Below are 23,426 nucleotides of genomic sequence, written 5' to 3'. Positions count from 1 at the left end.
TCAGACGTGCCCGGACAGTGTTCTGGCGCAACGGAATCCGGAGAAAATCTGACGCCGGATCGGATGATCCCAGTTGCGGAAAGTGCCACGGCACGCAACGCTGTCGGTTCCGAACGAACCACCGCGCAGCATCTTGTAATCACCGCCGAAGAACACCTCGGAGTACTCACGGTACGGAAACGCATGAAACCCCGGGTACGGATGGAAACCGGAAGACGTCCATTCCCACACGTCCCCGATCAACTGCTGCACACCGTACGCCGACGCGCCGTCGGGATAGGCCCCTGCATCAGCTGGAGACAGATGCTGTTGGCCGAGATTGGCGCGGGTCTCGTCCGGTGGGTCATCGCCCCACGGGAATCGGCGGGACCGTCCGGATTCGGGGTCCCACCGTGCCGCCTTCTCCCATTCGGCTTCAGTGGGAAGTCGCTTGCCTGCCCAGGTTGCATAGGCTTCGGCTTCGAAGTAGCTGACATGCACCACCGGGCGGCGAATCGCTACCGGTTTGTCGGTGCCGAAAGACCGCTGCCACCATGTTGATCCGTCGCGTTCCCAGAACAGGGGCGCAGTGAGATTGGCATCGATGCGATGACGCCACCCGGCCCGCGACCACAGTTCGGGGCGGGAATACCCACCGTCGTCGATGAATTCGATGAACTCGCCGTTGGTGACCGGGAATCGGTCGATTGCATAGGGGCCGAGATACACCTGATGAGCGGTCCTCTCGTTGTCGAGAGCCCACGGTTCGTCATCGGTACCCATCACAAACGGCCCGGCGGGAATGACCACGTCGTCATGAAGGTACTTGCGCCGCACAGCGGGAGCTGGTGTGGCCACGAGCGCCGCAGGGCCGGAACGTAATTGGTGTGTTGCGAGCATACTTTCGGCATGTTGCTGTTCGTGCTGGGCGATCATGGCGAACACAAACCCGCTGCGTTCGAGCGGATTTCCGTCGAAGTTGCTGTCAGCCAGAACGTCCCACACCTTGCCTCGAACCGTATGTATGTACTGACGCGATTCGGCCGGATCCAACAGCGGAAGCTCAGGTCGCGTGGGCCGCGAGTGCTTGAACGCGTCGTACATGTCGTCGATATCGCGTCGGACCGGTTCGCGTCCGCCCACATCGCGCACCAGCCACAGTTCCTCCTGGTTGCCGATATGAGCAAGATCCCACACCAGCGGACTCATGAGCGGCGAGTGCTGGGCGATCAACTCGGTGTCGTCGACGCAATCGGTGAGCAGCAGCGAACGCGCTCGTGCCCGATCCAGAACGGTCTCGACCGCTTCCTTGGTGACCTCTGTCGACATCAGCTTCCCTCGACCGGCGCCAGGCCCCGACAACACCGCTCGGCCGCACGATCAAGGAGACGAACGAACTCGGGGTCAGGCGCATACGACGCTGCGAGCGACATCAGAGATGTTGCTGCCGAACGTAATTCGACGTCCACCAGACCGTATTCCGCGGCATCACGCCAGCGGCCCGCCGTCGATGCCGCGGCATCGCTTGCTTCCTGCATCACCGCGGGCCCGGACAGCAGCGCATCGATCGCAGCTATCGGTACGCGCCACAGATCGCCGGGTTGAGCGTCGATGTACCTCACCTCCAGATGTCCTGCCGCACGGACCGGCGGGAACATCGTGGACAGGTGGTAGTCCAGATCCTCGGACGTGGGCGCACGACCTATGTCGGATTCGAGTGCCCCGTCGATCCAGTCGCCAAACGTGGCGCTCCGCGGCGCAGTCCAGTCGTCGGAACTGTTCCGGACACACATCAGCGGGACGTTCAAGGCCCACTGCGCGTAATCGGCCGCATCGACAACGGGCATCGTGCGCCTGGCATCGAGTTCGAGCCACGTCCGCATCCGTTGCGACGCCCACTCCCCTCGCGGAATCCCTTCCAGCTGTGGCGAACACGCAAATGCGGCGATCAGAGCCGGCCCGATATCGCCGAGCAGTCGCCACCGCCGCGCTATAGCTTCTTGGCTGCCACCCGCGTCGACGCTCACCTGTACAGCGGCGGTGTTGCACATCATGAGGGTTCCGTACGGCCCGATAGAGGAAAACTGGTGTTCCATGGCGCAGTATCGGGGCAGTCGCAGCAGGCGATGTGGTTCACGCAAATCATCAGCGGAACCGTCGTACATCTCGATGGATTGGTCGCGAAGAAGCGCACTCAACACGCGGTGGTCTTCGCCCAGGTAATCGCATACTTCGCGAGCTGACGTGCGCGGCGCCGAGGAGAGTTCGATCTGACCGCCCGGTTCGACGGTGACGTAACTTCCGCCCGGAAGTGGGGCGCCGGGAGATTCCGGATCGATACTGGTGGGCGTATGTTTACCCAGCGCAAGGGCAAGAGCCTCGAGTGACGGACGGCCACCGCCGGCATCCCTGGTCAGCCATTCGACCTCGGTTCCGACAAGTCTCGGCGGGCCTTGCTTGAAGCACACCCCACCGATGTATGCCTCGGCGGCGGGACGTGAGTCCAGCGTCGTTTCCAGTACTGCGGTTGCCATTCGACTTCCCCTTTGGGTTTGTCTAGCGGTTCGCGTGCTCTAGCGGTTGTACCGACGATAGAGCCCGCACACACCGATTGCACCCTTTGCCGTGTTACGTGTCGCCAAATTTTTTCAGTCGTATCCACCGATACCCACAACCCAGAAGAACAACACCTGTCCCCGCCGCGACTGCCGAAACAGGCAGCGTGAACGCCAGGACCGCACATCCCAGCGCTCCGACAACCTGAAGCCACCGCGGGAAGATCCGATCCGCGCCGCCTTGGGTATAGGCGCTCACATTTGCCACGAGGTAGTACACCAGCACCCCGAATGACGAAAACCCGATCACACCACGTAGATCGACCATCGAGACCAGTGCGATCACGATCGCGCCGACAGCCAGTTCAGCGTGATGTGGCACAGCAAATTTGGGATGAATCGCTGCGAAAGTCCGTGGCAGATCCCGTTCCCGGCCCATCGCCATCGCGGTTCGGCTCACCCCCGCGATCAACGCCAACAGAGCACCAGCGGATGCGGCGGCGGCGCCGACGACCACAATCGGTTCTGCCCACCCCCACCCGGAAAGCGCGACGGCATCCGCGAGCGGACGGGTCGACTCCGCAAGTCTCTCCTGTCCCAGAGTCACCAGAAGAACCACCGCTACCACCGCATAGATGACTACCGCAACGCCCAGAGCTATCAGGATTGCGCGTGGAATCGTGCGCCGAGGATCCCGGACTTCCTCGCCCAGAGTCGCGATGCGGGCGTACCCGGCAAAGGCAAAGAACAGTAGTCCGGCCGATTGCAGAACCCCGTGCCACGAGCCGAAGACAACCTCAGGCATCGCACGATGAGCACCCGGCCCCCACAGCGATACACACAAACCCACGCCGATTGCAGTCACGGACATCGCGACGATCACTCGGGCCATCTGCGCGGTCCTGGTGACACCGCGATAGTTCACCGCGACCAGCAGCACTACAAGCGCCACGGCGACGGGCTTCCGATACGGCTCGGGTACAACGTAAGTCGCGAAGGTCAACGCCATCGCCCCGCAACTCGCGATCTTCCCGACCACAAACGACCACCCCGCAACAAACCCCCACCACGGCCCGAGTTGCTCACGTCCGTAGACGTACGTCCCGCCGGAGGTCGGATACCGTGCGGCGAGTTGCGCCGACGACGTGGCGTTGCAGTACGCCACGAATGCCGCGATAACCAGACCGAACATCAATCCGGTGCCAGCCGCTGCCGCTGCCGGTGCGAACACCACGAACACTCCCGCACCGATCATCGCGGCAAGGCCGATCCCCACGGCGTCGAACGTCCCCAGGGTGCGGTCCATCGGTATAGCTTCGTTCACAGAGCCTTTGAACCACACCGAAGTGAACGGATGGTGCCATGTTCGATCTCACCTCGATCCGCCGCGACACCCCTGGGTGCATCGACAAGGTGTTCCTCGACAGCGCCGGATCCTCGCTACCGCCTGAACCCGTGTTGACGGCGATGATCGAGCATCTGCGCCTGGAAGCCGAAGTCGGCGGCTACGTCGCCGCAGATCGCCGCGGTGAAGCCTTGGCCGCGGTTCCACACTCACTGGCCCGGGTGTTCGGCGCCCAGCCTTCGGATATCGCGTTGACCGACAGCGCAACCCGAGCCTGGAACGATTTTTTTGCGGCCGTGCCCTTGAGCCCGGGCGACCGCGTCCTGATCTGTGGTGTCGAATACGCCAGCAACGCCATCGCCGCGCTGGGTCGGGCGCGGTCGACCGGCGCGAAGGTCGAGGTGATTCCGAGCGATTCCGACGGCCGGATCGACCTCGAGGCGCTCGAAGCGATGCTCGACGACCGCGTCCGCGTCATCTCGGTTGTCCACGCACCCACGAACAGCGGCCTGGTCAACCCGGTCCGCGAGGTGGTCGAATTGGCTGCGCGCCACGGCGCACTGGTACTCCTCGACGCGTGCCAATCGGTGGGCCAACTACCCATCGACGTGGCTGCCCTCGGCGTCGACGCGTTGAGCGCCACGGGGCGCAAGTGGCTTCGCGGCCCACGGGGAACGGGATTTCTGTACGTGCGTCCCGGACTGGCGACTGCACTCGAACCCGCCGCGATGGACCTGCACGGAGCGGACTGGACCCACCCTGATGCCTATGTGCCCGCGCCGGATGCCACACGATTCGAACTGTGGGAAACCAGTGTCGCGGCTCGCCTCGGACTCGGCGCCGCGGCGGACTACCTCCTGGCATTGGGGACGGAAACCGTTGCGCAGCAGATCGAATCGAGGTCGCGCTATCTTCGGGCCGGCCTGGGCGCGATGTCCGGTGTCTCCGTCCACGATCGTGGCCCCACCCTCAGCGGTATCGTCTCGTTCACCGTGGACGCGGTTCCGGCCGCCGAAGTCCGCAGTCAACTTGCGGCGCAGAGCATCACCGTCACGGTGAGCGGCCGTGGATCGACTCTCCTCGACATGACGGCACGCGGTCTCGACGCCGTGGTCAGGGCGTCCCCGCACTGTTTTGTCGACGAGAAAGACCTAGACCGTTTTCTCGGCGCTGTGCGGGACTCGAGCGTCTCCCGATGACCGGGATCACATCGGCCAGGATTCGAGCGGAGCTGCAAATCTTGACTCTCACCTGATCAGTTCGTATTTGCGAGAGGACGCCGTCCATGGCCGACGCCACAATTTCCCCGATTTCCGTTTCCGACATCACCAGCTGGGACTTCGAAGCCGACGTGGTTGTCGCCGGCTACGGAATCGCCGGAGTCACCGCCGCAATCGAAGCTGCGCGCGCGGGCGCCGACGTGCTCGTGCTCGAGCGAACCGGCGGTTGGGGCGGTGCCGCATCGCTGGCCGGCGGCTTCATCTACCTGGGCGGCGGCACTGCGTTGCAGAAGGCATGCGGATTCGACGACACCGTCGACAACATGAAGACGTTCATGAAAGCCGCGCTCGGCCCGGGAACCGACGACGCCAAGATCGATGCCTACTGCGAGGGCAGCGTCGATCACTACAACTGGCTCGTCGACGCGGGCGTTCCGTTCAAGGAGTCGTTCTGGGGTCAGCCCGGCTGGGAACCGCCCTTCGACGACGGCCTCATGTACTCCGGCGGTGAGAACGCCGCGCCGTTCAACACGCTGGTCGATCCCGCGCCCCGTGGACATGTTCCGCAGATGTCCGAGAAGAAGACAGGCGAGCAGGGCGGCGGCTACATGCTGATGAAGCCGCTCGTCGAGACGGCCGAAAAGCTGGGCGTCCGAGCAGAATACGATTTGCGCGTCCAGACTCTGGTGGTCGACGGACCCCGCGTGGTCGGCGTCGTCGCCAAGCGTTACGGCAAGGATGTCGCGATCCGCGCCCGCAAGGGTGTTGTCCTGGCGATGGGCAGCTTTGCGTACAACAACGAGATGGTGCGCTCCAACGCGCCGCGCATCTTCGGCCATCCGGCAGCTTCCATCGAGGCGCACGACGGTCGCGCGATCCAGATCGGCCAGGCACTTGGCGCCGACACCGCGCACATGGACGCCACCGAGGTCGCGTTCTTCTGCGACCCGCAGTTGATGGTGCGCGGCATTCTCGTCAACGGCCGTGGTCAGCGATACATCCCCGAGGACACGTACCCGGGCCGCATCGGCCAGGCAACACTCTTCCAGCAGGACAATCAGGCGTTCCTCGTGATCGACGAGGCTGCATACGAGGAAGGCATGAATGCCGAATCGTCCAGCGCTCAGTTGCGCGCGCAGCCGACGTGGGTAGCGGAAACGGTCGAGGAACTCGAAGCCGAGATGGGGCTTCCTGTCGGCGCGTTGCAATCCACTGTCGAGCTCTACAACCGTCACGCCGAGTCGAACGCCGACCCGGTGCTGGGCAAGAAGCCCGAATGGGTCAAGCCGATTGTCGGCCCGTTCGCAGCGATCGACCTGCGCGGTCGCACCGGCGGCTTCACACTCGGCGGGTTGAAGACAACCGTCGATTCCGAGGTTCTGCACGTCTCCGGCGAGCCGATCCCCGGACTGTTCGCAGCGGGCCGCTGCACGTCCGGTGTCTGCGCGGGCGGCTATGCCAGCGGAACCAGCCTCGGCGACGGCAGCTTCTTCGGACGTCGCGCCGGAATCAGCGCAGCCCGCTCCTGATGCAGCCGTGAACTACCGGAACTCGTGCGGCGATTCGCGGCGACGCGCGAGTTCCGGTACTGTATGGAACGTTGTCTCGGCGAGGGTGAATCGCAGCTGCTCCACTAACTGCAGGTTTTCCGTGATCGACGCGGCTACGGCTCAGCTCGAGCGTTTCGCTCCTGGCCGTGTGCGCGCCTGTCCTCGTCGCCGGCAGAACCACACGTCAGTAAACCGAGCACGAACCCCGTGAGTTGTAGGAGCCGTTTCATCATGTCTGAAGAGAACAACCTCGTCGCTGTCGTCCGCACCGAGTTCGGCAAGGGCGCAGCTCGCCGCGCACGCCGCGACGGCCTGGTCCCCACGGTTCTGTACGGCCACGGTGAAGACCCCAAGCACCTCAACGTCGCCGCTCGCGACTTCGCTTCCATCCTCCGCGCACACGGCACCAACGCTGTGCTGACGCTCGACATCGACGGCACGGAGCAGGTTGCACTGACCAAGTCGGTCGTCGTGCACCCCATCCGCAACTACATCGAGCACGCTGACCTCCTCGTCATCAAGAAGGGCGAGAAGGTCACGATCGACGTTCCCGTCGTCGTCACCGGTGACGCAGCTGCAGGCACCATGGTTGCGCAGGATGCCTCCACGATCTCCCTCGAAGCTGACGCGCTGCACATCCCCGAGCAGATCGAGGTTTCGGTCGAGGGCCTCGAGGCCGGCACCCAGATCCTGGCAAGCCAGCTCGAACTCCCCAAGGGCGCGACCCTGCAGGCAGATGCAGACGTGCTGATCGTCAACGTCACCGCAGCAGCCACCGAGGCTTCCGAAGAAGCAGCGGCAGAAGCAGCGGCAGCAAACGAAGAGGCCTGATCCTCGCGTTCTCCTCGAGAACCCAGCTTGTGAGCGGCGCGTCATTCCGAGTTTCGGAGTGACGCGCCGTTTGCGCGCCCACTCCCCTGTCGGTAAAGGAAATCTCCGATGAGCACAGATTCAGCCCTGGTGATCGGACTCGGTAACCCCGGCCCGCAGTACGAAAAGACCCGACACAACATCGGGTTCATGGTTGCCGGCACCCTGGCAGGCCGGATGGGCGGAAAGTTCAACGCGCACAAGAAGAGTGGGGCCGAGATCGTCGAAGGCCGCTTGGCGGGCCGACGCGTGATCCTCGGCAAGCCGCGCTCGTACATGAATCTCTCCGGTGGCGCCGTAGCGGGGCTGGCACGGTTCTTCTCGGTTGATCCGTCGAACATCATCGTCGTCCACGACGAATTGGATCTCGACTTCGGGACCATCCGCCTCAAACTCGGCGGCGGCGAGGGCGGCCACAACGGTCTGCGCTCCATCTCGAGTTCACTGTCCACCAAGGATTACCTGCGCACCCGCGTCGGCATCGGCCGTCCGCCGGGCCGGATGGACCCGGCCGACTACGTACTCAAGCCGTTCTCCGCGGCCGAGCGCAAAGAACTCGATCTGGTCTGCGAGGAAGCCGCCGACGCGGTGGAACTTCTCCTCGAACTGGGGCTCGAAGCAGCGCAGAATCGCCTGCACTGACCTTTACTTTCCGATCAGAGCTGCCGAGTTGGACCGTCGCAGTTTTCCCGACGACGTCTTCGGGATACTGCCAGGCCCCAAAACCGCAACGGCGCGTGGCCGCAGACCTACTTCGGAGAACACGGCCCGGATCACATCGTGCTCGATGCGGGAAACTTCCTCGGGGTCCTCGAACGCGTTGGTCTCGACGGCAACGGCAAAGCTCTCTCGCTTCTGCCCGGCGTCGAGTCGTACCGCCACCGCATTTCCGGGTCGCACGCCGACTACCGTCGCCGCGGCCCGCTCGATGTCGGTGGGATACACGTTTCGGCCGCCCATGATGATGACGTCCTTGACCCTCCCACACACCACGACGAGGCCCTCTTCGGTGAGGTAGCCGACGTCACCGGTGTTGAACCAGCCGTCGGCGCCATACGCGGATCGGCGACCTTCCGTGGTGACGTAACCGTGCGTGACGGCCTTGCCTCGGACCTCTATGATTCCGACGCCTCGAGCCGGCAGCACCTCACCGTCACCGTCGACGACGCGGCCCTCCAAGTCCGGAACAAGTCTCCCCAGTGTCGCGAGAGCCCTCGCGTTGGGCCGGTTCGAAGGAACTGCCCGCGACATCGCATCGAGGAAGTCGGGATCGACGTAGTCGACGATCGCCCCTTGCCCCGGGTCTGGGATGGACACCGCCAGAGTTGTCTCGGCCATACCGTAGGCCGGCGCGAGCGCAGTCGGGTTCAAACCGAACCGTGCCCCGGCCTGGGTGAGGGCGTCCAACGTGTCGGGGTCGACGGGTTCGGCACCGTTCCACATGTAGCGGACCGTGGAGAGATCCACCGCGCCGTCCTCCGCTTGCGCCAGCCGTCGAGCAAGAAGCGAGTACGCGAAATTCGGTGCGGCCGTGACCGTTCCACCGTACTTCCCCATCAGTTCCGCCCACAGGATCGGGCTGCGGAGAAAGTCCAACGGCGTGATGCTGACGACCTCGGCCCCCAATTGCATGGGAACACTGAGGAACCCGACCATCCCCATGTCATGGAAGAGCGGGAGCCAACTCACCATGACGTCCTCGTCGATCGAGAACTTGATGCGGTTGACCATCGCGTACGCGTTGACGTGAAAGTTCTCGTGCGTTATCTGCACAGCCTTCGGCGAACCAGTCGACCCTGAGGTCAACTGCTGCAGAGCAATATCCGATTCCGCGGTGTCGACCGGATCGATCGCCCGCCCTGTCCGCAGTTCGTCGATCGTGACCACCGTGATGCCGCCCGCTTCGAGGAGTGGTTTTGCCGCGTCGAACGGGCTCCCGACAATGACCGCCCGCGCGGCAATCATGTCGATCACCTTCTGGGTGTCCTGAGCCCACACGGCCAGATCGGTTCGCGGTGTCGGCTGGTGCAACATGGTCACGGAAGCGCCGCGCATCCAACTCGCCTGACAGGCCGGCGCGATGTCCACCGGTTGACCGGCCAGGATTCCGACCGCGACGCCGCGATCGATCCCGGCGTCGGCCAATCCACCCGCCATCCGTCGCGCTTGCCGATGAATGTCGCCCCAGGTCCGGCGCAACGGGCTATCCGGTTCGCCCGTCACCATGCCGTGATCGCTGACAGCGGCACTCTTGTACATCTCGTCGGTGAATTTGCTCAACGCAGCTCCTCAGAACGCCTGAATACAGTTGCCGAACCCATCATGTGATCCAGCGCACACCTATCTGGATAATCAGACAAAGTTCGCCGAGTGTTACCGCCAATTCGTGGGCGAGTATCCTTTCTCTGTTGTGCGTCCGCACCCGTGCTTCATCGCGCTACGCCCACTACTCCCACTGCGAGAGGTTCTTCGTTGACTACCCCGTCCGACTCGACTGTCCCCACCGACTCGACTGTCCAGTCCGACACCGGTGCCACATCCGCTCCGGTCAGCACGAAGGGCCTCGCGGCCGAAGCTGCACGTCGTCGCACCTTTGCTGTCATCTCACACCCCGACGCCGGTAAGTCGACGCTCACCGAAGCGCTGGCCCTGCACGCAAAAAAGATTTCCGAAGCCGGCGCGGTCCACGGCAAGGCCGGACGCAAGTCGACGGTCTCGGACTGGATGGAAATGGAGAAGGCCCGCGGCATCTCCGTCAGTTCCACCGCGCTGCAGTTCAACTACCACTCGTCCGAAACGCCCGACGATCAGATCAACGTGATCAATCTCGTCGACACCCCCGGCCACTCCGACTTCTCCGAGGACACGTACCGCGTCCTGACGGCCGTCGACGCGGCTGTCATGCTCATCGACGCTGCCAAGGGCCTCGAACCGCAGACACTCAAGCTGTTCCAGGTGTGTCGTCACCGCGGCATCCCCGTCATCACCGTTATCAACAAGTGGGACCGTCCCGGCCAGACCCCGCTCGAATTGCTGGACGAGATCAGTGAGCGCATCGGCCTCACACCTACTCCCCTGTACTGGCCCGTCGGCATCGCCGGCGACTTCCGCGGACTGCTGCGACGCGGCGAGGACGGCGAAGCCCGCGAGTACGTCCGGTTCACTCGCACTGCCGGTGGCGCAAAAATCGCCCCCGAAGAGATCATGGACGCCGACGCCGCACTCGCCAAGGAAGGCTCCGAGTGGGAAACCGCTGCCGAGGAGAGTGAATTGCTCTCGGCTACCGGACAGGACCACGATCAGGAAATGTTCCTTGCCGGACAGACCTCCCCGGTGATCTTCGCGTCCGCGATGCTCAACTTCGGTGTCCGTCAGATCCTCGACACCCTGGTCGAATTGGCGCCGCCGCCGCGTGCTCGCGACGACATCAACGGCAAGCCTCGCGAGGTCACCGATCCGTTCAGTGCGGTGATCTTCAAGGTTCAGGCCGGCATGGACACCGCCCACCGTGACCGTCTGGCGTTCATGCGCATCGTGTCCGGTGTCTTCGAACGCGGCATGGTCGTCACCCACGCGCAGACCGGCAAGCCCTTCACGACCAAATACGCGCAGACGGTGTTCGGCCGTGAGCGTTCCACCGTCGAGTCCGCGTTCCCCGGCGACGTCGTCGGTCTGGTCAACGCCACCGCACTTGCACCCGGCCACACGCTGTACACCGAAAAGAAGACCGAGTTCCCGCCGATCCCGTCCTTCGCACCGGAACACTTCTCGATCCTGCGTGCCGAGAGTGCCGGAAAGTACAAGCAGTTCCGCCGTGCCGTCGACCAACTCGATTCCGAGGGCGTCGTGCAGATTCTCCGCAACGACATCCGTGGCGACGCGTCGCCCGTCATGGCGGCTGTCGGCCCCATGCAGTTCGAGGTCGTCGCTGCTCGGATGAAGGCGGAATTCAATGTCGAAGCGAAGATGGAACCGCTCGGTTACGCACTGGCACGACGCACCGACGCCGCATCCGAGGTCGAGCTCAACCGTCAGCGCGGCGTAGAGGTCTTCACGCGCTCGGACGGTGTCCTGCTCGCTCTGGTCAGTGACAAGTGGCGCTTGCAGTACATCCAGAAGGAACTCCCGGATCTGACGCTCGAACCACTCGTCGCCGCTGCAGACTGATGAGCCTGATCGAGGCGCTGTTCGACGCCGAACTACACATCGGCAGCGCCACGATCTTGTGGCGGGAGATCATCGGGAACACCTTCGGCATCGGCTCGGCAATTGCCGGGGCCCGGCGTTCAGTGTGGGCATGGCCTGTCGGTATCGCCGGAAATGCCTTGCTGTTCACCGTGTTCATGGGCGCGCTGTTCCATACGCCGCAGGAACTCAATCTGTACGGCCAAGCCGGCCGCCAGTTGCTGTTCATCACCGTCAGCATCTACGGGTGGATGCAGTGGCGGCGCGGCGCACAGAGTTCCGGCGACGCAGTGTTGCCACACTGGGCGACCCGGCGCGAACGTCTGGCGATGATCACTGTCATGGCAAGCGGCACAGTGATTTTCGCATGGGTATTCACGGTCCTCGGCTCCTATGGCGCGTGGGCAGAAGCCTGGATCTTCACCGGGTCGATCCTCGCCACCTATGGCATGGCCCGCGGCTGGACCGAGTTCTGGCTCATCTGGATCGGCGTCGACGCGGTGGGCGTTCCCTTACTCTTCCGCGCCGGCTACTACCCGTCGGCGATCCTCTATCTCGTCTATGCCTTCTTTGTCGTGTGGGGATTCCTGGCGTGGCTGAAGATTCAGCGGCGCACTGCGGTACACGCGTAGTAATCGCTGCGGCACACGGTTGGTGATCACTGCGGTACACGCTTGGTGATCACTGCGGTACACGCTAGGTGATCACTGCCGAAGGCTCGTGAGGCAAAACCAACTCCTGGTATGTTTGTTGAAACTGTGCAAACCTATGGTCTGTTTACGGGCCTGTCCGACCACGGGCACCAGGAGCACACAGCATCAGGAGCGCACGATGGAAGACACGACTTCGCATGGAGCAAGCAACCCCACCGGGTCGACAAACGGGGCCACCAACGGTTCCGCGCATCGACCGGCAAATGGATCGAATGGTGGGCTCACAAACGGCTCCGGCAGTTCGACAGCAACAGCCAACCCTGCACCAAGCAAGCCGACCGACGCCTTCAGCTTTGCACTCCCGACCGATGGCACTGCACTTCCGACTCACAGCACTGCACTTCCCACCTACAGCACCGCAGCACACAGCAGCGGAGAGGACCCGTCCATGCCTGCCGCAACACCCACACCTTCCCGTGAATCGTCGCGCAACCTCGAGACTCGTAGCCGCACCGTTGTCCGACGCGACGCCATGGGTGTAGCTGCGGTTCGCGTCGCCGGACGCCTCACCCACACCGAACTTCTTGCCAACCAGGCATCCCCGTCCAGTGCGCATTCGTCGGATCCGACGATTGATCTGGACGAACTACTGACCATGCTCGGCAGCTACCTGCTCTCGTCGGGGTTCGAGCATCCGGAGATTCACGCAAAGCTCGGCGGGCAGTCCATCGTCGTCAACCTCGTGTCGCCGGAGATCAGCGCGACATAACACGAGCGCTCAGGGCCACAAGACTTCCTGGATGTACCCGCCGTCTCCGGTGCGGCGATACTGCCACCGCTGATGCCGGCGGCCTTGGTCCGCTTGCCAGAACTCGACCGTGTCGGGAACCAGGCACCAGGCACGCCAACTCTCGGAGACATAGCCGGGATCTTTCTCGATGCGCGCCGCCGCTTCTTCGACAAGTCGGTTGTACTCGTCCGGGTCGGTCAGTACCCGACTTGTCCGGCTCGCTGCCGCCACGGCTCTCGCTGTGACGGAGCGCTCGACAAAGTCGGTGTCCCTGACCGGCCCGGTTTCGGTTTCCACCGATCCCCTGATTCGGATCTGACGCCCCTGCTCGCGCCAGTAGAACGCCAATGAAGCCTGCGGATTCGCCTGCAGCTCAATCCCCTTCATGGAATCCGAGCTGCCGGAAAACCAAAATCCGGAGTCCGTCACATCTTTGAGAATCAAGTAGCGGGTATCGGGGACACCGCTCTCGTCAACGGTGGACAGCGCGCACACGTGTGGTTCGCGAACTCCGGCTGCGACGGCTTCACGCAGCCAACTGACGAACAGGTCGTTCGGACGGTCGGGAAATGTCGACGGCGCCGGCGGCGGTGTCCCGGTCAGCGCCGGCAATCCCCGAATCCAGGACCGGATGTCTTCGCCCGTCACCCTGCGGACACAGCCGGCATCGAGTTCCCGTACGAGTTCGGCTGCAACATGGCCCACTTGTTCGACGTCAGCCGAAAGCTCGGCATGTCCGACAGCGACATCACCGACTCCCAGGTCCGCTCGTAACTGGTATGCGAGATCCTCCACTTACCGTCGCTGCACAAGGCGTACCTGTCGTGATAAAAAGCAGAACCGCGCATCAGCATGCCGTCCTCGGGCACCACGACGGTATCGGCGAGGCACCACACCCCGGTGGCTGTGTCACCGTCGACGTCGATCTCCGGTTGGCCGCACTGATGCTCGGTGATCACATGGGCGCCGAGAGTGTTCTCGAGGAAAGACACAAAAGAATCACGGGAGTCGAAACTGAGTTGCTCGCCGTAGATTGCGGTGGCGTCAACCGTCAGAGTGTCTGCGAATTCACCCCAGGATTTAGTATCCAACGAACGCGCATACCGGTACTTGAGCCGTTGGATGTGCACAATCGCTTCGAGATCCATGATCCTCGCCTCTCGTGGAGCAACCACCCGAATCAATCTGAACCATAACCCGCAACCGAATGAATCGGGCATTACCTTCTAAGTTAGTAGATAAGTCACCGGACCACACGCCTTTCGAGGCCGTCGAGCATGATCGTGATCTTGTCGTGAAGCCAAGCCCGCCCGTGCCACGTCGATTCGCCGCAGGCTCTCTCCAGGTCGATGTATCGGATACATTCCTACTGCCCTCGCGCGCGTGCAGCGCGGAACCACCACACCATCAGGCGCACAACACGATCCGCATAACCTTTCAGACTGCCAGCAACCTCTGCCATGTCCCGATGGCGTTGATCCACGAATCCGCGTACTTGCCACCGGGCCGCGGTGGCACGTTGGATACCCACTTCGACGACTGATCCATCGGTCCCCTGTACAACAATCCGACTAGCGTTCTCCACCGGCAGCATGTGTGCGATCACAAGCAGGGCGTCATTCGCGGCCTCCGGGCAAGAGAGCCGGAACTCGCAGTAGCGAGTCTGCTTGTGACTGACGGATCGATCCTGGTTGTCCGTATCGCGAGAGCGCCGGGTCAGAAGCGTCCGGCAGCATCCGCAAGTACGTCGAGGAAGATCGCCGATGTGAGCGCAAATCCCTGGTTGTACCGCGCGTCCGTCGTGATCACATTGCCCGCTTGCACGACGGGTAACCGCTGCCAGGTCGGCTGCGTCTTGATGACGTCCAGCGCTTCCTGGTTTCTGGCCTGCGCGATGATTACGTCGGCCGGCGCCAGAACATCGAGTTGCTCGAAAGACACCTCGAACGAGTTCTCGGCATTGTCGTCGTCACGGAAAAGAACATCGAGCCCGGCGTCCAGTGCCACGCTGATCCGCACATTGCGCTGGTGGACAAGAAAACCCGTCGGCGTCTGGACGCCGAAGACCAGCTTCTTCCCGCCGAGCTTGGGCTGCAACAACGGACGCAACTCGGCGAGCTTGCGCTCGTACTCGGCGATAGATGCCTCGGCGATGGCAACACGATCGAGTTGACGCGCCTGCGCCAGCAACGCACCCCGCCAATCAACCGGGTGTCCCGCAATCGGCTCGATATCGTCTCCGACCACCAAGAGCGGCGCGATGGACGCCAACCGCTCGTTGCCGTACCAGTCGCTCGTGTATCCGATATGTGTCATCACGATCAGATCGGGATCGAGGCCGAGTACTGCCTCGAAGTTCGTCGAGAAATCACCGGCAACATTGACGAAGCTCGCATCCTCGATAGCGCGTCCGGGGAATTGAAACCCGGCGCTCTCATTGGGGAACCAGAAATTGCCGGACCCCACGATCGGGTAGTCCATCATCATCGCGAACTCGAGATCGACCCGTCCGTCGAGAACCACTACGCGCTTGGGACTGCGCGGAACGTCGCCGCTGAACTCCGCCCACGTGTACGGAACAGTGTCACCGGCCGAATCGGATTCCGCATCCGAGGTTCCGCAGGCGCTCAGTGCGAGTACCGCTGCCATACCCGCTGCGCCACCGAAGAACTGACGTCGCGAGATGCGGTCAACTATCTGCGCCCACTCGAAATCCGTCACCTGGGTATCCAGGACGAGCGTCATACCTTTGCTCCTTCGATGCGTCGTTGCCGCTCCCGTCCCAACGGAATGACCAGCGGCGTATGGGAAACCGGATCGTCGATGATGCGGCACGCCATGCCGAACACCTCCTGCACCAGTTCTTCCGTGATGATCTCGGCCGGTGGGCCTTCGGCTACGACCGCGCCGTCTTTCATGGCGATGATGTGAGTTCCGTACCGGCACGCGTGATTCAGATCGTGAAGCACGGCCACCAAGGTGTGACCGTCGTTTTCGTTGAGGTCTCGGCACAGTTCCAACAATTCGATCTGATGCGCGATATCGAGGAAGGTAGTCGGCTCGTCCAGCAGCACCAGCGGCGTCTGTTGCGCGAGAACCATGGCAACCCACACTCGTTGACGCTGCCCGCCTGACAATTCATCGACGAGTCGGGCAGACAAGTCCGTGACCTTCGTGGCCTCCATGGCAGTGATGACTGCCGCCTCATCCTCGCGCGACCACTGCCGAATCAGCTTCTGATGCGGATACCGGCCTCGTGCAACAAGATCGGCGACTTTGATGCCGTCAGGGGCAATCGACGTCTGCGGCAGTAGCCCGAGTCGGCGAGCAACTTCCTTGGCCGGATACGAGGTGATCGCCTTACCGTCGAGCAGGACTGTGCCGGTGCTGGGCTTGAGTAAGCGAGACAGCGCCCGCAGGAGCGTCGATTTGCCACAGGCATTCGGCCCGACGATGACGGTGAAGCCGCCGTCGGGGATGTCGACGTTGAGGTTCTGCGAGATGATGCGCTTGTCGTACCCGATCGTGACGTCCTCGGCGCGCAGCCGATTTGTCTTCTGCCCGCTGATTTCGTTCACGCTCTTCCTCATTCCTACGCCGGTCACTGCTTGCGGGCCTCACGCGCGAGGAGCCAGACGAAATAGACACCGCAGATGGACACGGTCACAACTCCGACAGGCAACTGTGTCGGGGCAAATGCTCGCTGTGCGACCCAGTCACTGATCATCAGCAGGGCCCCACCCATTGCGGCAGAAGGCAAGAGCGTCACGCCGGCGCTGCCGGTCAGTCTCCGCACTAATTGTGGTGCGGCGAGCGAGACGAACCCGATGGGACCGGCCGCCGCCGTCACCATCGCAGTCAGCGCAACACCGAGAACCACCAACGACAGCCTCGTGGGTTCGGCTCGAACCCCGAGTGCCTTGGCCGCGTCGTCGCCCATCTCGAGCATCTGCATCCGCCTGCCCAGCACCAAGATCAGCGGAACCAGCACAATCAGAACTACGACAACCGGCCACACCTGGGTCCATCCCAGTCCGTTCAACGAACCGGCTCCCCACACGGCGGCAGCCATCGCGTCGTCGAGTTTCGCTTTGAGAATCAGCCAGGTGTTGACAGATCCCAACATCGCGCTGATCGCGATTCCCACGATGATCAGACGGAAACCCTGCACACCTCGTTTGTACGCGAGGAGGTATACAACTGCCGCAGTGGCGATTCCGCCGACCAGCGCGCCCACCGCGATTTCGTAGTACGTTCCGCCTACCAGCAGAATGACGATAAGCGCACCGGTGTAGGCACCGGAATTGAAACCGATGATGTCGGGGCTGCCCAAAGGATTTCGGGTGAGCGATTGGAACATCGCACCGCTCATACCCAACGCCGCACCGAGCATCAACGCCAATAACACCCGTGGCAGACGCCATTCCACGACAACCATGTGGATGCGCGCCGGGGCCTCACCGAACAAGGCACCAAGGACATCGGTGATCGGCACCTGATAGTCGCCACTGCCCAGGGCGATGACGCCGATCCCCAACCCGATGACAACAAGTACGACGCACACGGTGACTGTGCGGACGTCGATCCGAGCGGACCAACCTTCCTTGGGTGAGCGCACCACCGTGGTGGGGCGCCCGAAGTCGATACTCACAGGCCGCTCACCTTGCTTCGACGCACCAGCAGGATCAGCACCGGAGCGCCGATGAATGCCGTGACGATGCCCACTTGAAGTTCACCGGGGCGCAGCACGATTCGCCCGACCACATCGGAGGCAAGGAGCAGAATCGGCGCGCAGACCATTGTGTACGGAAGAATCCAGCGTTGATCCGGACCGACGAACCAGCGGGCAACGTGTGGAACCATCAGTCCGACAAACCCGATGGGACCGGCGGCTGCAGTGGCCGCGCCGCACAACAGGGTCACGGCAACAACCCCGATCACACGGGTACGAGTGATGTTGGCACCGAGGGAACGCGCCAGATCGTCACCGAGAGCAACGGCGTTGAGTTGCCGCGCGAGAGCCAGCGCCAGTACGAGCCCGATCAGGATGAACGGTGCCACCGCCAGCACGATGTCGAGAGACCGACCGCTGAGAGAACCTGCGTTCCACTGACGCATCTGGTCGAATGCCGTCGGGTTGAGCAAGGTGATTCCGGACGAGATGCCGCCAAGCACCGATCCGATCGCCACGCCGGCAAGTGTGAGCCGGATCGGTGTGGCACCGCCTCGTCCGATCGAGCCCAACGCGTACACGATGACGGTCGCGATCACCGCCCCGATGAACGCGAACCAGATGTACGACCAGATGCTGGTCAATCCGAACACCGCGACGGCAACCACCATCGCAAATCCTGCACCGGCATTGACGCCGAGAATTCCCGGGTCCGCCAATGGGTTTCGGGTCATCGCCTGGATCAGTGCACCGGCTACGCCTAACGCCATGCCCACGAGCAGACCCAGCAGTGTGCGGGGCAATCGCAGATCGCGAATGATCACGTGATCATTGGAATCGTCGTAGTTGACCAATGCGTCGACGACGGTCCCGAACGGGATGGTCTTCGATCCGACCGCGATACTCACGAGCACAACGCATCCGAGAACTGCCAGGCAGACAACAAGCCCCAAGGTTCGACGCGAATTCGTTTCGACGAGTCCGGCCGGTTGCTTCTGCTTCTCCGCCAGCGATTCGTCGATCAGTTCCGCAGTCTTCTCGCTCTCGTTGACTGCGATAGTCACAAGCCCGCGCTCTCGAGCGTCTGCTCAACTTCGTCACGAATTTCCTCTTCGTCACGATCGGATTGCCATGCCGCATCAAGCTGCGCCCGAATGCTCTCGTCGAGCGCTTCGTACTTCGCATTCCATACTTCGGCCTTGTACGTCCAGTAGCCGATCACCTTGTACTGCTGGGCCGGTAACCTCAGTTCGTGTCGTAGATACTTGCGGATGTCACGCAGCATCGTGCTTTCCCCGGCCACCCAGACGTATCCGGGGTCAGTGGGCAGATTCAGTGCACGCACCGCGTCCGGAAGCTTCGACGGCGCAACGCCATTGCCACTGCCCACCAGCCAGATGAATTCGACATCCGCGGCCGACTCGATCTGCTGCTCGTGCGACTCGTCCACCACCTCGACTATCGCCTTGGCCGACATACCGGCAGGCAACTCTTCGATCAGACGGCCCAATGCCGGGAGTCCGGTTGCGTCGGCGACAAATACCTGCCAGCTCGCACCGACCGGTGGCTCGTACAGACCGCGGGACTCGCCGATCGCCAACGCGTCGCCGATCGCGGCGCCCTGCGCCCAATCGCTGGCTATCCCACCGTCGTGAACCACGAAATCGACAGTCATACGGCCGGTTTCGGAATCGAACCGTCGCACCGTGTACGGCTGGCACGGCGACGCTTCCTGCCCTTGCGGGTATCGCCATCCGCGTGGCGCGTCCGGATCTTCTTCCGGCAGAACGAACTTACCCGTCGCAGGAACCGGGAAGTGGAGGCGAAGATACTCGTCACCGACACCTGTTGATCGGAATGTGGTCAAGCCCTCCCCACCGAACACGATCCGGACCATTCCCGGGGTCACGTACTCCTTGAAGAGCACCTCGCCGAACACAAGACTCACGACAATCTCCAACATCGGTGAAACACGAACGCACAAAGGTAAGGCAGACCTTAATTTATTGCAGAGCCGTCGCCGCGTCGACAAATTCTCCGCCACAACGGGGTCAACTAGTATCGCAATCCGGCCAGCGCGCCCTATATGGCCTGTTCACGACAAGTTTTGGCATCGGCGTGACTTCATAACAAGCGCTGTCGATCCCTAGCGTGGACCCAGTGTCATCAACGCCGCTTCATCCGAGTAACGATACTGACGGTCCGCCGCTGCCTCAGGCGATCACGCCACGTCAGGTGATCACCCGTGCCGTCGCAGCCGAAGGGCGCGGGCCGAAGCTGGCCGCCGCGTCAGTTGGCTTCACCGGGCATCAGGTGGCCGAAGCCCTGGTCCCGGTCGTGATCGGCGCTGTCATCGACCGTGCGGTGGCGACCAGCGACGCTGCCGCGCTGGGCAAGTGGATTCTGGTTCTCGGCATCCTGTTCACAGGCCTGCTGCTCAGCTGGAGAATTGCCGCCCGTATCGCCGACTCGGTCACCGAGTACGGCGCGCATCGACTTCGGATGGACATCGCCAGACGCGGCCTCGATCCGCACGGCATGAATCCGCGTCGAATGCCAGGTGAGGTCTATTCGATCGCGACGTCCGACGCTGGTTCCGTGGCCGGGTTCACCCACACTCTCAGCACCAAACTCGGCGCTGCCTGCGGAGTGCTGACCGCTGCAATCTCACTACTGGTCATCTCAGTGCCGCTCGGACTCCTGGTCATCCTCAGCACTCCCCCGGTGCTAGCACTGATGCAGGTCGTGAGCCGCCCACTCGAACGCCGAGCCGAGACGGATCAGTGGCAGGGCGCGCGCGCCGGGGCACTCGCCGCCGACTTGCTGGCGGGTCTACGCATTCTTTCCGGCATCGGCGCCGGAGACGTTGCGGCGCAGCGCTATCGAGGTGCCAGCCGGACATCGCTTGATGCCACCTTGCGCGCCCAGCGTTATCAAGCGATGTACTCGGCAGCCAACGTCGCCATTGCGGGCGCTTACCTCGCCGTCATCGCGTACGTCGGCGGCAGAATGGCAGCGTCCGGCAGTATTTCGATCGGCGAGTTCATTGCGGTGGTGGGGTTGGCACAGTTCCTTCGCGGACCGCTGATCGACATCATCTATTTCGGCGCCGGACTGGCCCGAGCCCGGGCGTCCGCGAATCGTGTTGCGGCGCTTCTCGCGACGAGCCGCGCCGTCGCCCCCGCAAGCGATCCTGTAGCACTGAATCACTCGGAGTCTCTGACACTTCGTGACGTTGTCCTGGCCGGTGCGGCGCCGGTCGATCTGGATGTCAAGCGCGGCGAGATCGTCGGCATCGCCTGCGACAACACGGCCTGGGTCGACGCTCTCATGGATGTGCTGTCTCGCCGGATCGATCCGGCCTCCGGATCAATCCATCTGGGTGACAACGCCATCCACGAACTTGATATCGACGAACTTCGGACGCACATCCTCGCTGCGCCGCACGACGCCGCGCTTTTCATCGGCACTGTCGGTGAGAACATCCATGCCTTGGCTCCGGTCGGCCATCGAACCGACTCCGCCATCTCCGCCGCCGCCGCAGATCAGGTGATCGAGGCCCTTCCGAACGGTCTGGATACCGGCGTCACCGAGCAGGGCAACTCACTGTCCGGCGGCCAACGTCAACGAGTAGCGCTCGCGCGTGCGTTGGCGAGCGACGTGCCGATACTGGTACTGCACGATCCGACCACTGCCGTCGATTCCGTCACTGAAGCGCGCATTGCCCGCGGGATATCCGACGTTCGCAGCGCTCACGCGACAATTCTTCTCACCAGCAGCCCCGCGCTGCTCGATATCTGCGATCGGGTGATCGAGCTGTGAACGACCTACTCCCCACCGCAACCCCCAAACAGGCTCGCACCGAGGCACTTCGGTTGCTGCGGCCCCACCGTCTCGCCGCGAGCGGTGCGGTGGTCACCTTGACCGCCGCTACGGCAATCGGCCTTCTCACCCCACTGATTCTGGGCAAGATGGTAGACACCGTCACTTCTGGTGGCACCGACATCGTCTCCCGCATCGGCACGCTGACCGGGGCCTTGATTGCCGTCGCCGTTCTGTCTTCACTACTGGTCGGTGTCAGCGAGTACCTTCTGGCCGGGGTTGGTGAACGCGTCGTGGCGGACCTTCGTGAAGAAGTAGTCGTCCGGGTGCTCGACCTACCCCAGAGCGAAGTCGAGCGCGCCGGGCGGGGCGACCTCGTCTCCCGCATCACCGGTGACGTCCGCCTGGTAACGCAAGCCGTGTCACAGGCCTTGCCGGTGTTTGCCACCGCTGCGCTCACCATCGTCTTGACTCTTGTCGGATTGGGCGCACTCGATTGGCGATTTGCCGTTGCCGCCGTGATTGCCGCACCGATTCAAGTCCGCGCCCTGCGCTGGTACCTCACACAGTCAGCACCCGTCTACCGACAAGAACGAGAGGCGGAAGGTGCACGTGCACAACAGCTCCTCGACTCACTGAGCAACTCTGACACCGTCGGATCTCTACGGTTGGCGAAGCCGCATCTGGAGCAGATCGAATCCCGTTCGCTGACCGCGGTTCGGCTCAGCCTGAAGACGACACGGCTACGGACCAGGTTCTTCGGCCGACTCAACATTGCCGAATTCATCGGGCTCTCGGCAGTTCTGATAACAGGATTCTGGCTCGTCAAGAACGGGCAGGTCACCATCGGAGCTGCCACCGCAGCGGCCCTGTTCTTCCACCGGTTGTTCGACCCCGTCGGAGCCGTTCTCAGTGTCTTCGACGAGCTGCAAGAGGGCACAATCGCTCTGGCTCGCCTTGTCGGCGTCACCCTGGCACCGGTACCTCCGATTCCGGCAGATCCCCGCGAGCCCGTCGACAGCTCGGCCTCTTTGGCGGACGTGACCTTCTCCTACCGCCCGGGCGACGCCCCCGTGTTGCGCGACATCGACATCACGATTCCCGCCGGTACCGTCACCGCGCTCGTGGGAGCCACCGGTGCCGGAAAATCCACGGTGGCCAAACTTCTCGCCGGTACCTACGAACCCACCGAGGGCTCCGTGCAAATCGGTACCGTCCCCCGGAATCAACTGTCGCGAAACACTGCTCGGAGCGCAGTTGCGTTGGTTACTCAGGAAGTTCACGTTTTTGCGGGCACGGTAGCGGACGATCTGCGACTGGCCGCCCCTGCTGCAACCGATACCGACATCATCTCCGCGCTCGATACCGTCGGCGCCTCGGACTGGGTCAGAGCACTACCCGAGGGCATCGAGACGGTGGTCGGCGACGGCGGTCACCGCCTCACCGCGACACAGGCGCAACAGCTTGCACTCGCACGGATCGAACTGCTGGATCCACCTCTGCTGATCTTGGACGAGGCAACGGCAGAAGCCGGCAGCGCCGGCGCCCACATACTCGACGACGCCGCTATCGCGCTGACCCGTGGGCGCACGTCGATCACTGTGGCCCACCGACTCTCACAAGCCGTCGACGCCGATCACATTCTTGTCATGGACAGCGGTCGCGTCGTGGAACAGGGTTCCCATGACGAGCTGGTCGACCTCGGCGGCCGGTATGCGCAATTGTGGGCTGCGTGGTCGGCACCACGGCGTTGAGAAACTGCGGCTCGATCGGGTTATGGGGCTC

20 protein-coding genes are annotated in these 23,426 nt (G+C 63.0%); 9 read left to right on the top strand and 11 right to left on the bottom strand.

What is annotated here, in order from left to right; genetic code table 11:
• The 3 genes from egtB to V2B23_RS11565 form a co-directional block, all read right to left on the bottom strand.
• On the bottom strand, positions 1 to 1,308 hold the full coding sequence (gene egtB / locus V2B23_RS11575) for an ergothioneine biosynthesis protein EgtB (protein ID WP_430950471.1): 1,308 nt from the start codon (positions 1,306 to 1,308) through the stop codon (positions 1 to 3).
• Positions 1,308 to 2,513, bottom strand: coding sequence for an ergothioneine biosynthesis glutamate--cysteine ligase EgtA (egtA, locus tag V2B23_RS11570; protein ID WP_430950470.1), 1,206 nt, complete (start codon positions 2,511 to 2,513; stop codon positions 1,308 to 1,310). Before egtA ends, egtB begins: the two co-directional genes overlap by 1 nt.
• A 94-nt stretch (positions 2,514 to 2,607) precedes the next feature.
• Positions 2,608 to 3,840 carry an APC family permease gene (locus tag V2B23_RS11565; RefSeq protein ID WP_430950469.1) on the bottom strand — a complete coding sequence of 411 codons (1,233 nt, stop codon included), beginning with the start codon at positions 3,838 to 3,840 and terminating at the stop codon, positions 2,608 to 2,610.
• A gap of 56 nt (positions 3,841 to 3,896) precedes the next feature.
• On the opposite strand from V2B23_RS11565, the gene V2B23_RS11560 reads away from it, so the two are divergent.
• The 4 genes from V2B23_RS11560 to pth all read left to right on the top strand — a co-directional run bounded on the left by V2B23_RS11560 (position 3,897) and on the right by pth (position 8,161).
• The gene (locus tag V2B23_RS11560) at positions 3,897 to 5,078 is read left to right on the top strand and encodes an aminotransferase class V-fold PLP-dependent enzyme (protein WP_430950468.1); all 1,182 of its coding nucleotides are present in this window, start codon (positions 3,897 to 3,899) and stop codon (positions 5,076 to 5,078) included.
• Between the two features lie 86 nt (positions 5,079 to 5,164).
• The gene (locus V2B23_RS11555) at positions 5,165 to 6,628 is read left to right on the top strand and encodes an FAD-dependent oxidoreductase (protein WP_430950467.1); all 1,464 of its coding nucleotides are present in this window, start codon (positions 5,165 to 5,167) and stop codon (positions 6,626 to 6,628) included.
• A 252-nt stretch (positions 6,629 to 6,880) separates the two neighbouring features.
• Positions 6,881 to 7,480 carry a 50S ribosomal protein L25/general stress protein Ctc gene (locus V2B23_RS11550; RefSeq protein ID WP_430950466.1) on the top strand — a complete coding sequence of 200 codons (600 nt, stop codon included), beginning with the start codon at positions 6,881 to 6,883 and terminating at the stop codon, positions 7,478 to 7,480.
• A 108-nt stretch (positions 7,481 to 7,588) separates the two neighbouring features.
• Positions 7,589 to 8,161 carry an aminoacyl-tRNA hydrolase gene (gene pth, locus V2B23_RS11545; RefSeq protein ID WP_430950465.1) on the top strand — a complete coding sequence of 191 codons (573 nt, stop codon included), beginning with the start codon at positions 7,589 to 7,591 and terminating at the stop codon, positions 8,159 to 8,161.
• A 3-nt stretch (positions 8,162 to 8,164) separates the two neighbouring features.
• Here the strand turns inward: pth and V2B23_RS11540 are convergent, their stop codons facing one another.
• Positions 8,165 to 9,799, bottom strand: coding sequence for a fatty acyl-AMP ligase (locus tag V2B23_RS11540; protein ID WP_430950464.1), 1,635 nt, complete (start codon positions 9,797 to 9,799; stop codon positions 8,165 to 8,167).
• A gap of 192 nt (positions 9,800 to 9,991) precedes the next feature.
• Here V2B23_RS11540 and V2B23_RS11535 point away from each other — a divergent pair, with 192 nt between their 5' ends.
• The 3 genes from V2B23_RS11535 (at position 9,992) to V2B23_RS11525 (ending at position 13,126) form a co-directional block, all read left to right on the top strand.
• The gene (locus tag V2B23_RS11535; protein ID WP_033234282.1) at positions 9,992 to 11,686 is read left to right on the top strand and encodes a peptide chain release factor 3; all 1,695 of its coding nucleotides are present in this window, start codon (positions 9,992 to 9,994) and stop codon (positions 11,684 to 11,686) included.
• Positions 11,686 to 12,336, top strand: a complete 651-nt coding sequence (gene pnuC / locus V2B23_RS11530; protein WP_430950463.1) for a nicotinamide riboside transporter PnuC — start codon at positions 11,686 to 11,688, stop codon at positions 12,334 to 12,336. The genes V2B23_RS11535 and pnuC overlap by 1 nt, the downstream gene beginning before the upstream one ends.
• A 199-nt stretch (positions 12,337 to 12,535) precedes the next feature.
• Entirely contained in the window at positions 12,536 to 13,126 is a 591-nt protein-coding gene (locus V2B23_RS11525; protein ID WP_430950462.1) for a hypothetical protein, read from the top strand.
• A gap of 9 nt (positions 13,127 to 13,135) precedes the next feature.
• Here V2B23_RS11525 and V2B23_RS11520 read toward each other — a convergent pair whose 3' ends face one another.
• From V2B23_RS11520 to V2B23_RS11490, 7 genes are all read right to left on the bottom strand, one after another.
• The gene (locus V2B23_RS11520; protein ID WP_430950461.1) at positions 13,136 to 13,795 is read right to left on the bottom strand and encodes a pyridoxine/pyridoxamine 5'-phosphate oxidase; all 660 of its coding nucleotides are present in this window, start codon (positions 13,793 to 13,795) and stop codon (positions 13,136 to 13,138) included.
• A complete protein-coding gene (locus tag V2B23_RS11515) occupies positions 13,792 to 14,295 on the bottom strand; it encodes a nuclear transport factor 2 family protein (protein WP_430950460.1) in 504 nt (167 codons plus the stop codon). The genes V2B23_RS11520 and V2B23_RS11515 overlap by 4 nt, the downstream gene beginning before the upstream one ends.
• Before the next feature lie 568 nt (positions 14,296 to 14,863).
• Positions 14,864 to 15,892: an ABC transporter substrate-binding protein gene (locus V2B23_RS11510; RefSeq protein ID WP_430950459.1), complete on the bottom strand. Its 1,029-nt coding sequence runs from the start codon at positions 15,890 to 15,892 to the stop codon at positions 14,864 to 14,866.
• Entirely contained in the window at positions 15,889 to 16,737 is an 849-nt protein-coding gene (locus V2B23_RS11505) for an ABC transporter ATP-binding protein (protein ID WP_430950458.1), read from the bottom strand. Before V2B23_RS11505 ends, V2B23_RS11510 begins: the two co-directional genes overlap by 4 nt.
• A gap of 11 nt (positions 16,738 to 16,748) precedes the next feature.
• Entirely contained in the window at positions 16,749 to 17,798 is a 1,050-nt protein-coding gene (gene fepG / locus V2B23_RS11500; RefSeq protein ID WP_430950457.1) for an iron-enterobactin ABC transporter permease, read from the bottom strand.
• On the bottom strand, positions 17,795 to 18,844 hold the full coding sequence (locus tag V2B23_RS11495) for a Fe(3+)-siderophore ABC transporter permease (protein ID WP_430950697.1): 1,050 nt from the start codon (positions 18,842 to 18,844) through the stop codon (positions 17,795 to 17,797). Before V2B23_RS11495 ends, fepG begins: the two co-directional genes overlap by 4 nt.
• Before the next feature lie 35 nt (positions 18,845 to 18,879).
• Positions 18,880 to 19,767: a siderophore-interacting protein gene (locus V2B23_RS11490; protein ID WP_430950456.1), complete on the bottom strand. Its 888-nt coding sequence runs from the start codon at positions 19,765 to 19,767 to the stop codon at positions 18,880 to 18,882.
• Between the two features lie 212 nt (positions 19,768 to 19,979).
• Here V2B23_RS11490 and V2B23_RS11485 point away from each other — a divergent pair, with 212 nt between their 5' ends.
• Positions 19,980 to 21,641, top strand: a complete 1,662-nt coding sequence (locus tag V2B23_RS11485) for an ABC transporter transmembrane domain-containing protein (RefSeq protein ID WP_430950455.1) — start codon at positions 19,980 to 19,982, stop codon at positions 21,639 to 21,641.
• Complete coding sequence (locus V2B23_RS11480; RefSeq protein ID WP_430950454.1) at positions 21,638 to 23,395, top strand: ABC transporter ATP-binding protein; 1,758 nt, start codon at positions 21,638 to 21,640, stop codon at positions 23,393 to 23,395. The genes V2B23_RS11485 and V2B23_RS11480 overlap by 4 nt, the downstream gene beginning before the upstream one ends.
• Positions 23,396 to 23,426 lie beyond the last annotated feature (31 nt).

Source organism: Rhodococcus sp. 24CO, assembly GCF_050586165.1.
Taxonomy (GTDB): Bacteria; Actinomycetota; Actinomycetes; order Mycobacteriales; family Mycobacteriaceae; genus Rhodococcus_F.
Note: the sequence above shows the minus strand (reverse complement) of the source record. Positions and strands in the feature narration are given on the sequence as shown.

Excerpts from the sequence above, each read along its gene's own strand:
- egtB (WP_430950471.1), bottom strand. The coding sequence starts at position 1,308 with ATGTCGACAGAGGTCACCAAGGAAGCGGTCGAGACCGTTCTGGATCGG.
- egtA (WP_430950470.1), bottom strand. The coding sequence starts at position 2,513 with ATGGCAACCGCAGTACTGGAAACGACGCTGGACTCACGTCCCGCCGCC.
- V2B23_RS11565 (WP_430950469.1), bottom strand. The coding sequence starts at position 3,840 with ATGGACCGCACCCTGGGGACGTTCGACGCCGTGGGGATCGGCCTTGCC.
- V2B23_RS11560 (WP_430950468.1), top strand. The coding sequence starts at position 3,897 with ATGTTCGATCTCACCTCGATCCGCCGCGACACCCCTGGGTGCATCGAC.
- V2B23_RS11555 (WP_430950467.1), top strand. The coding sequence starts at position 5,165 with ATGGCCGACGCCACAATTTCCCCGATTTCCGTTTCCGACATCACCAGC.
- V2B23_RS11550 (WP_430950466.1), top strand. The coding sequence starts at position 6,881 with ATGTCTGAAGAGAACAACCTCGTCGCTGTCGTCCGCACCGAGTTCGGC.
- pth (WP_430950465.1), top strand. The coding sequence starts at position 7,589 with ATGAGCACAGATTCAGCCCTGGTGATCGGACTCGGTAACCCCGGCCCG.
- pnuC (WP_430950463.1), top strand. The coding sequence starts at position 11,686 with ATGAGCCTGATCGAGGCGCTGTTCGACGCCGAACTACACATCGGCAGC.
- V2B23_RS11525 (WP_430950462.1), top strand. The coding sequence starts at position 12,536 with ATGGAAGACACGACTTCGCATGGAGCAAGCAACCCCACCGGGTCGACA.
- V2B23_RS11515 (WP_430950460.1), bottom strand. The coding sequence starts at position 14,295 with ATGGATCTCGAAGCGATTGTGCACATCCAACGGCTCAAGTACCGGTAT.
- V2B23_RS11510 (WP_430950459.1), bottom strand. The coding sequence starts at position 15,892 with ATGACGCTCGTCCTGGATACCCAGGTGACGGATTTCGAGTGGGCGCAG.
- V2B23_RS11505 (WP_430950458.1), bottom strand. The coding sequence starts at position 16,737 with ATGAGGAAGAGCGTGAACGAAATCAGCGGGCAGAAGACAAATCGGCTG.